Raw genomic sequence first — 1,830 nt, forward strand, 5'->3', positions numbered from 1 at the left:
GTTCTTCATAATCTCTTAATGATCTTTCTAACACCTCGTCAGTGCCAGAAGCTGGACTTCGATAAACTCAACAACTCCGCCATTCTGCTTCGTTCGTTTCCATCTATCTCGTCGGTATGTGCTCATTATAGGGCAATTTCTTACACGTGCAAGCGCTTTTAACGCACAGGAATCACGAGTGTTTTATTTTTATGCACCAAATTGGTTCAATTCCATACAATTCATTACATAAGTACATATTTTTAAAACAGAAATATAAATTAAATATTTCTGCTTTATTCTATGCCTAATTTTTTACGACTGGTGCTTTAATCGTCACACTGGTGATTTTTACAGGGTTCACCGGCACATTTTGATGCATTCCATAGTTTCGGGTCGGTACTTTGGCAATCTGATCGACGATATCCATGCCTTTAGTGACCTTACCAAATACCGCATAGCCGGCATTTCTAGCAGAACGATCCAGGAAATCATTATCGACCAGGTTTACAAAGAATTGTGCTCGGGCAGAATCCGGCTGATTGGTACGGGCCATGGCTAAAGTACCGCGTTTATTTTGCAGACCATTCGATGATTCATTTTTAATGGGTGCTTTATTATTGGCTTTTTCTTGCATGTTCACATCAAAGCCACCACCCTGCACCATAAAGCCTGGAATGACGCGGTGAAAAATCGTGTCCTTATAGAAGTTGCTCTTTACATAGCTTTCGAAGTTCTTTGCCGAGATTGGGGCTTTGTCATTGAAGAGTTCAATTTCAATATTTCCAGATGAAGTCTTCATCTCAATAATCGTATTTGCAGCAAAGCTTGGCAGACTGACCGCAGCAAGTGCGATGACACATAATGATTTCTTTAACATTTATTAACTCATCTACTTAGAAGTAATGGTTGTGAATGACTATATATTAATCTTTTATAACTCATAATGCAGTGACCTGCCGACTAAAGACAAGAGAATAAGAATGAAGCATGCATTATTACAGGAGCAAAATATCCACCAGTTTCCACCTTGGCGTTTGCAGGGTGAGGGTTTTATTCTGAATTATTGGTTGACCCCAAGCTTTATCGAGCAAGCAAAACAATTCCGGATCGCACCTTCTCCGCTGGGTCGTATGGTCCAAGTCTTGTTGGTGCGTTATCACACCTCGCCGATTGGCCCTTATGATGAGTTACTGATTCTAGATCATCCTTTAATTAGTAAACGGCGCCTCAGCTCGATTCCTAAAATTTATGTGTCTACCTATGAGTCTGTGGTACACGGTCAGCATTTATGGGGCATTCCCAAAGAACATGCGCAATTTGAATGGCAGGAAAAGGATCAGGAAGTGCTGTGTCAGATTCAGCATCAAAACCAGCATATGACGATTCGGCTGAAGAAAACTAAATCTGCACGCCAGTTCTACATTAATAGTCATCATATTCCAGCGTCTATGTTGAAAATCCAGCAAGCCTGGAAAGGGCAGCGTTTTCAGTTTAGTCCACAGTTCCGCGGTCACCTCTCCAAACTCTCGCAAGTAGAATGGCAAGATGCCGAAAATATATTTCCAGATTTTTCCAAAGCCAAATTGCTGCAAAGCTTTTATGTCCCCAAATTCAATCTGATCTTTCCTGAAGCGCAGATCAGCAGCAAAGTATAAAAACTGATAAAAACCTATCTACAAAAAAGGTGTTTCATGAGAAACACCTTTTTACATTCATGCCTTGGATTTAACTAGGGTCTGTTGACATTTACTGTTCATAATTAACCCTATAAAGGTAGCCATAAAAATATACAGGCTAAAGCAACAGAACTTTGATAATTTCTTTTGAGCTTGTCATATCGAGTAGCTA

The 1,830-nt window shown here is 40.1% G+C and carries 2 protein-coding genes and 1 pseudogene; 1 reads left to right on the plus strand and 2 read right to left on the minus strand.

What is annotated here, in order from left to right; genetic code table 11:
- Window positions 1–286: 286 nt before the first annotated feature.
- Window positions 287–859 (minus strand): peptidylprolyl isomerase A, encoded by a 573-nt coding sequence (locus tag ACP7BU_RS15310; protein ID WP_005108254.1) that lies wholly within the window; start codon window positions 857–859, stop codon window positions 287–289.
- A gap of 103 nt (window positions 860–962) precedes the next feature.
- Between ACP7BU_RS15310 and ACP7BU_RS15315 the strand changes: the two genes are divergently transcribed.
- The gene (locus tag ACP7BU_RS15315; protein WP_191112702.1) at window positions 963–1,637 is read left to right on the plus strand and encodes an acetoacetate decarboxylase family protein; all 675 of its coding nucleotides are present in this window, start codon (window positions 963–965) and stop codon (window positions 1,635–1,637) included.
- 91 nt (window positions 1,638–1,728) lie between these two features.
- Here ACP7BU_RS15315 and ACP7BU_RS15320 read toward each other — a convergent pair.
- Window positions 1,729–1,830 (minus strand): annotated as a pseudogene (locus ACP7BU_RS15320) (IS5/IS1182 family transposase); the annotation flags it as partial.

Origin of the sequence: Acinetobacter sp. 40AMC3-4 (assembly GCF_049898185.1) — a bacterium.
In the GTDB taxonomy this organism is placed as follows: Bacteria; Pseudomonadota; Gammaproteobacteria; order Pseudomonadales; family Moraxellaceae; genus Acinetobacter.

Bases quoted from the DNA above. Each gene is read 5' to 3' on its own strand.
- ACP7BU_RS15310 (WP_005108254.1), bottom strand. From the start codon at position 859: ATGTTAAAGAAATCATTATGTGTCATCGCACTTGCTGCGGTCAGTCTG.
- ACP7BU_RS15315 (WP_191112702.1), top strand. From the start codon at position 963: ATGAAGCATGCATTATTACAGGAGCAAAATATCCACCAGTTTCCACCT.